The sequence below is a fragment of the Flexivirga sp. B27 genome, from assembly GCF_052905685.1.
Genome location: NZ_JBPYUM010000001.1, coordinates 839,844 through 846,046, shown reverse-complemented (window position 1 = coordinate 846,046; position 6,203 = coordinate 839,844). Strand labels below are relative to the sequence as shown.

The window sequence follows — 6,203 nt, the reverse complement described above, 5'->3', positions numbered from 1 at the left end:
CGGGGTGGCCCCACCACGTATCGAAACCCCGCAGCCCGAGCTACTTCGGGATCGACAACTTCACCGTGAAGGGGTCGACCTTGAAATGCTTTGTCTTCTCCGGGTATCCGTAGGTCGCGGTGCCCTGCGGCGCATATTTCAGCTCACCCTTGGTGAAGCTGTCAGGGACCAGGATCCCGAAGCTGCCCTCAAGACCGGCGTCAGTGTCGGGGTGATAGGTCTTGCCGTCCGCGGTGACCGTGATGCTCTTGGCCCAGCTGACGGTGAACTCAGTCGTGATGTTGTGTGGCATGTCCGTGATCGGGATCTCCAGCCACGCCTTGCCCTCGGGCGCCCATCCCTTCTGTGCGTCGAAGGCCGTGAGAAATGCGACCGGGATCGACCCGCCGCTCGTGTAGGTGACCTGACTGAGCGAGTCGTCGTCCGGCGACTCCCATTTTTTGTCGGGAATGGTCGAATTCACCTGCTGCACCGGTGATTTGCGTGCCTGGTTCACATTGCTCACATCGCTGGCCACCTCGCCGCCCGAGGTGGGGACAGCAAGGCTGTGCCCGTCGACCGACGCCGAGATCTTCGGCTTGGCATCCTTGGGGAGCGTGGCGATCAGGATGTAGTCGTTGTTGTCGGACGACGAGCCGTCGGTGCTCGAGCAGGGGACCCGCTCGCACTCGATCGTCATCGTGCCGTCCGAGTCGCCCGAACCGCCCCACGCGTTGGCGTCCTCGGCGTGGTGGATCGTCAGCTGCTGCCCGCCGGCCGACAGGCTCAACTTGGTCGACGCGTCCTTCTCGCCGTCGTCGCCGTAGTCGGAGCTGTTGGGATCCGGGTATGCCGAACCCGGCCCGATGGTGACCTTGTAGGCCACGACCTGTTGCCCGTCAGCCGGGCGGAACGACGTCGACTTCTCCGGCTCGACGCCGGAGCCCGACGGCTCATCGGACGAGCTGTCGTTGCTTTCGTCGGTGTCTCCCTTGGCCGCGTCGGCGAACCAGCCCGGCACGGTCGCACTCTTGGCGCTCGCGGTGACCGACACCGTCGCCGACGGGGTGACGATCGTCGCCGGCTTCTGCAGCGGCGAGAAGTTCAGTCCGGTCTGTGTCTCACCGGCGTCCATCAGATAGGCGTAGTCGTGGAAGCTCGCTTGGGGTGCCTTGGCGGCCGCGACGTCCTTCTCGGGCGCCGGCGATGCACCGTCCGGGCGCACCAACAGTGTGGCGTCCGCCGCCTTCCCGACTTCCTGCGGTCCGTTGACCGACACCTTGCCGGCGGCTGACTCGTCGTCGGTGCCGAGGATCGTCGCCGAGTAGACATCCCAGACCTTGCCCTTGCCGTAGCCGGCGCGCTTGATCGGGCCGCAGAAGATCTTGGGCAGGTAGTCGTCGCTGCCCTTCTCGGTGCGCCGGAAGAAGCAATCGGAGTCGTCCGCGATGGTTGCCGACTTGCTGTCGATCGCCGACTGGTTGGCGGCCAGGAACTTGCTCTTCGCCTGCTTCAGCGCCTTGCCCGGATCGGCCAGCTCGACCGAGTCGATCGTGATCTTGTCGGACTTGTGCGCGTTGCTGCCTCCGCTACACCCACCGACCGACAGCGCGGTCACCGAGAGCATCGCGATAATCCCCAAACTGCGTCCGTGCATGCGAACGCCACCTCCCTCTCCCTGAGCGTTCGCCACGATCATCGGTGCCCGGACCGCAGGCGCACTTGGATGTGCACAGATTCTTTACGAAGATTTGACGCCCCCTTGACTTGTCTTGACTCATGTCGTCGACGTCTCCGTCATTCGAAAGGCTGTTGCCGTGCTCGCAATTTGATCGAGCAACAGGACGGACTCCCAGTCGCCGCAGGACAATTCGATTTGCAACTATCGAAGTGCGTTGAATTGCAGGTGATTTGATCTCCGAACGACTCGTCGGGGAGTGATCCGGTCGCGCTGAGACGCGAAATATCCTGGCATGAAACGACTTTGGTGCTTGGGTCTTGCGCGAGACTGTGCTTGGGTAGAGCTGTTTCAGCACGAGAACACCTCGTCAGAGCCTGTCCGGAAGGCAGCACCGTGTGGGACTTCCTTGTTGACCGCCGCGCGCAATTCCTGATCAACGCGTGGAATCACGCCTATCTGGTGATCCTCGCGGTCTTCTTCGCGACACTCATTGCTGTGGCGCTTGCGGTGGTCGTGACTCGGGCGCCCAAGCTGGAGCCGGTCGCCAACGCGCTGAGCGCGGTCGGACTGACGATCCCATCGCTGGCACTGATCGGCCTGTTGATGCCGCTGACCGGTCTCGGGGCGAACACCGCGCTGATCGCGGTCACCTTCTATGCCGTGTTGCCGATCCTGCGCAACGCAGTGGTCGGCTTGCAGGGGGTGGACCCGGCCCTCATCGAGTCCGCGCGCGGCATGGGCATGAGTGAGCCGATGACGCTGGTGCGGATCCGGTTGCCGCTCGCGTGGCCGGTGATCCTGTCCGGCATCCGGGTCTCGCTGCAGATGTGCATGGGGATCGCCGCCATCGCGTCATACGTGCTCGGACCGGGTCTCGGTGGCTGGATCTTCCAGGGGCTGGCACAGATCGGCGGCAAGAACGCCATCAACCTCGCGCTGTCCGCGACGATCGGCATCGTTGTGCTGGCGTTGATCCTCGACTTCTTGCTGCTCCTGCTCGGGCGGCTGACCACCTCGAAGGGAGTGCGTGTCTGATGACCGCTGTGGAGCTATCCAAGGGCAGCACGAGTGTCAGTGGGGCGGAGATCCGCCTCGACGGCGTGAGCAAGATCTACCGCGGGCAGAAGGTCCCGGCGGTCGACAACATCAGCCTGACCGTGCCGGCCGGCGAGATCGCCATGTTCGTCGGGCCGTCCGGCTGTGGCAAGACCACGACCCTGAAGATGATCAACCGGCTGATCGAGCCGTCGTCGGGCACGATCAGCATCGGCGGTGAGGACATCCGGTCCAAGAAGGTCGACGAGCTGCGCCGGACGATCGGTTACGTCATACAGGGCGGGAGTCTCTTCCCGCACATGTCGGTGTCCAAGAACATCGCGATCGTCCCCAAGCTGCTCGGTTGGGACTCCTCGCGCATCAAGGCTCGGGTCGACGAGTTGCTGGACCTGGTCGGTTTGGACCCGGCGAAATATCGCGATCGATACCCGCGGGAGTTGTCCGGCGGGCAGCAGCAGCGTGTCGGTGTGGCGCGCGGCCTGGCAGCCGACCCGCCGGTGATCCTGATGGACGAGCCCTTCGGTGCGGTCGACCCGATCACCCGCCAGCGGTTGCAGGACGAGCTGCTGTCGATCCAGCGCGAGCTGCGCAAGACGATCGTGTGCGTCACGCACGACATCGACGAGGCGATCAAGCTCGGCGACCGGGTGCTGATCCTGCAGGAGGGCGCGCACATCGCGCAGTACGACACCCCCGAGATGGTGCTGAGCAACCCCGCGAACGACTTCGCGCAGGACTTCGTCGGCGCCGGCTCGGCGCTGAAACGCCTTAGTCTGGCGCGGATTTCGGATCTCGATCTGAAGTCGCCGACGACAGCAACGGTCGGGGAGAAGACCGACGAGGTGACCAAGCGGGCGCAGGCAGCCGGCGACAGGTCGGTGATCGTCCTCGACAGCCGCAACCGTCCGCTGGGCTGGCCGTGGCTGCGGCAGCTCAAGGGCGGGACGATCGTCGACCCGGGTCAGGACCTGGTCAACCTCGACTCGCGGGCGACGCTGAACGACGCACTGGACACGATGCTCGTCAGCGGTCACGGCGGTGCGGTCGTCACCGGTGACCGTGACACCTACCTCGGCGTCGTCGACTTCAAGACGGTCACCGATTACATCGAGGCGATGCAGCGCGAAGCAGAGGCCGGCAGTGCCGCGTCCTCGTCGAACGGCGACGAGCACCCCGCAGAGCGCATCTCGATCGCTCCGACGGACGAGGAGCTCGAGTCCGGGAGCACGCGGTGAGCATCGACACCGGGGCGCCGGAAACCGAGGCAACAGAGGTCGATTCGACCGGAAGTTCCGGCGGCCGAATGAGTCGCGGTATGGCGATCGAGCTCTTCGCCATACCGGTCCTGGTGATCGTCGGCTTCCTGCTCTACGTCTGGTGGCGGCAGACCGCCACCCTGGACTCGATCGAGTCCAGCTCGCTGGCGTGGGCCGACGTGCGGCTGCAGCTGTGGCAGCACATCAAGCTCACCATCGTCGCCTCACTGATCGTGGTCGCCATTGCGGTGCCGTTGGGTGTCGCACTGACCAGGCCGGGCGTGAAGGTGCTGGCACCGTTGGTGGTCGGCGTCGCCAACGCCGGACAGGCGGCCCCGTCGATCGGTCTGATCGTCCTGATCTTCATGTGGCTGTCGAGCTGGTCCGGCTTCTGGGTCGCGATCCTCGCACTGACCCTGTACGGCGTGCTGCCGGTGCTCCGCAACACCATCACCGGCCTGCAGGGTGTCGACCCGACACTGGTGGAAGCCGGTCGTGGCGTTGGACTTTCGAACGCATCGGTGTTGCTGCGCATCGAGTTGCCGCTCGCCCTGCCGGTCATCATGGCCGGCATCCGCACCGCGCTGGTGCTCGTCGTGGGCACCGCCGCACTGGCGACGTTCGTCGACGCCGGCGGCCTCGGTGGAGTCATCACCGCGGGCATCAACCTCTACCGCTATCCGGTGATGGTCGCCGGCGCCGTGCTGATCGCGCTGCTGGCGTTGCTTGTCGAGTGGGTGGGCCGGGTGCTGGAGTTGCTGGTCCGACCGAAGGGGATCTGATGCGAATGACGTTGCGCCATACACGATCTCGGCGGCGGGCACTGGCGACCGCCGCGGGCGCGACCGCAGTCGCGCTGACCACGACCGGATGCCTGGGCCTGGGCACAGCGGGCGGTTATGTGCCGTCGGCGCAACTGGCCGGACAACTTGCGAAGACGAAATCGCTTGATGGAGAGACGATCTCGGTCGGCTCGAAGAACTTCACCGAGAACATCCTGCTCGGCAAGATGGCGATCATCCTGCTGAAGTCGGCCGGCGCGAAGGTGACCGACCTGACCAACATCCCGGGCTCGGCGTCCGCGCGAGACGCGATGCTCGACGGGCAGATCGACGCGATGTGGGAATACACCGGCACCGGCTGGATCACCTACCTGAAGCACGAGAAGCCGATCCCGGACGAGCAGAAGCAGTATGTCGCGGTGCGCGACGAGGACAAGAAGAAGAACAACCTGGACTGGCTGCCGCCGGCACCGATGAACAACACCTACAGCTTCGCGGTCACCAAGAAGGTGGCGGACAAATTCCACATCACCAAGCTGTCGCAGCTGTCCGAGGTGCCGAAGTCGCAGCGCACCTTCTGCGTGGAGTCCGAGCTGATCAACCGCCCGGACGGGTTGAAGGGCATGCTGAAGAAGTATGACGTGCCCCTCGGCAGCGGTGTGCCCCGCAAGAACCTGCGGGTCTATCAGACCGGCGCGATCTATGACGCGACCGCGCACGGCAAGTGCAACTTCGGTGAGGTCTTCACCACCGACGGCCGGATCGTCGCCCTGCACCTGAAGGTGTTGGAGGACGACCGTTCCTTCTTCCCGAAGTACAACGTGTCCTTCGTGCTGCGTGACAAGACGCTCAAGGACAACCCGCAGATCGCGAAACTCTTTGCGCCCGTGAGCAAGAAGCTCACCAACAACGTGCTGCTGCAGCTCAACGCCAAGGTCGACGTCGACGGCGAAGAACCCGCCGACGTGGCGCTCGACTGGCTGAAGAAGGAAGGCTTCGTCAAGTAACCAAAGGTGGCCGAGGAGCGAGGAACGACAACCAAGGTGGCCGAGGAGGGTGGAGGAGCGAAGCGGGGGAACCCGTCTCGAGGCCCCGTTCGGCCTTTCGAGACGGTCGCTCGTGCCTCACGACCTCCTCAAGGACCTTTGCTCGAGGCCCCGAACCAAGCTGGTCGAGTGCCGGAGGAGCGAGCGGGGTCCCTGCGAAGTATTCGGAGGAGCGAAGCGGGGGAACCCGTCTCGAGGCCCCGTTCGGCCTTTCGAGACGGTCGCTCGTGCCTCACGACCTCCTCAAGGACCTTTGCTCGAGGCCCCGAACCAAGCTGGTCGAGTGCCGGAGGAGCGAGCGGGGTCCCTGCGAAGTATTCGGAGGAGCGAAGCGGGGGAGAAACTTCGTGGGGTGCCGGAGCGGGGGAGGTGTATCGAGACCCGCGCCCGCGCCTCGAGACCA

General features: G+C 64.8%; 5 protein-coding genes. 4 read left to right on the top strand and 1 reads right to left on the bottom strand.

Features of this window, described 5'->3' with window-relative positions:
• Positions 1 to 40 precede the first annotated feature (40 nt).
• The gene (locus ACSZL9_RS03930; RefSeq protein ID WP_446664161.1) at positions 41 to 1,636 is read right to left on the bottom strand and encodes a hypothetical protein; all 1,596 of its coding nucleotides are present in this window, start codon (positions 1,634 to 1,636) and stop codon (positions 41 to 43) included.
• Positions 1,637 to 2,053: 417 nt separating this feature from the next.
• Between ACSZL9_RS03930 and ACSZL9_RS03925 the strand changes: the two genes are divergently transcribed.
• Genes ACSZL9_RS03925 through ACSZL9_RS03910 form a run of 4 tightly spaced genes read left to right on the top strand, consistent with a single transcriptional unit; the run spans position 2,054 to position 5,761 of the window.
• Entirely contained in the window at positions 2,054 to 2,695 is a 642-nt protein-coding gene (locus ACSZL9_RS03925; RefSeq protein ID WP_446664160.1) for an ABC transporter permease, read from the top strand.
• On the top strand, positions 2,695 to 3,951 hold the full coding sequence (locus ACSZL9_RS03920) for an ABC transporter ATP-binding protein (protein WP_446664159.1): 1,257 nt from the start codon (positions 2,695 to 2,697) through the stop codon (positions 3,949 to 3,951). Before ACSZL9_RS03925 ends, ACSZL9_RS03920 begins: the two co-directional genes overlap by 1 nt.
• Complete coding sequence (locus tag ACSZL9_RS03915; protein WP_446664158.1) at positions 3,948 to 4,754, top strand: ABC transporter permease; 807 nt, start codon at positions 3,948 to 3,950, stop codon at positions 4,752 to 4,754. Before ACSZL9_RS03920 ends, ACSZL9_RS03915 begins: the two co-directional genes overlap by 4 nt.
• Positions 4,754 to 5,761 carry a glycine betaine ABC transporter substrate-binding protein gene (locus tag ACSZL9_RS03910; RefSeq protein ID WP_446664157.1) on the top strand — a complete coding sequence of 336 codons (1,008 nt, stop codon included), beginning with the start codon at positions 4,754 to 4,756 and terminating at the stop codon, positions 5,759 to 5,761. Before ACSZL9_RS03915 ends, ACSZL9_RS03910 begins: the two co-directional genes overlap by 1 nt.
• Positions 5,762 to 6,203: the final 442 nt, after the last annotated feature.

What these genes read in the sequence shown, in the direction of transcription:
- ACSZL9_RS03930 (WP_446664161.1), bottom strand. Translation starts at nt 1,636, where the DNA reads ATGCACGGACGCAGTTTGGGGATTATCGCGATGCTCTCGGTGACCGCG.
- ACSZL9_RS03920 (WP_446664159.1), top strand. Translation starts at nt 2,695, where the DNA reads ATGACCGCTGTGGAGCTATCCAAGGGCAGCACGAGTGTCAGTGGGGCG.
- ACSZL9_RS03910 (WP_446664157.1), top strand. Translation starts at nt 4,754, where the DNA reads ATGCGAATGACGTTGCGCCATACACGATCTCGGCGGCGGGCACTGGCG.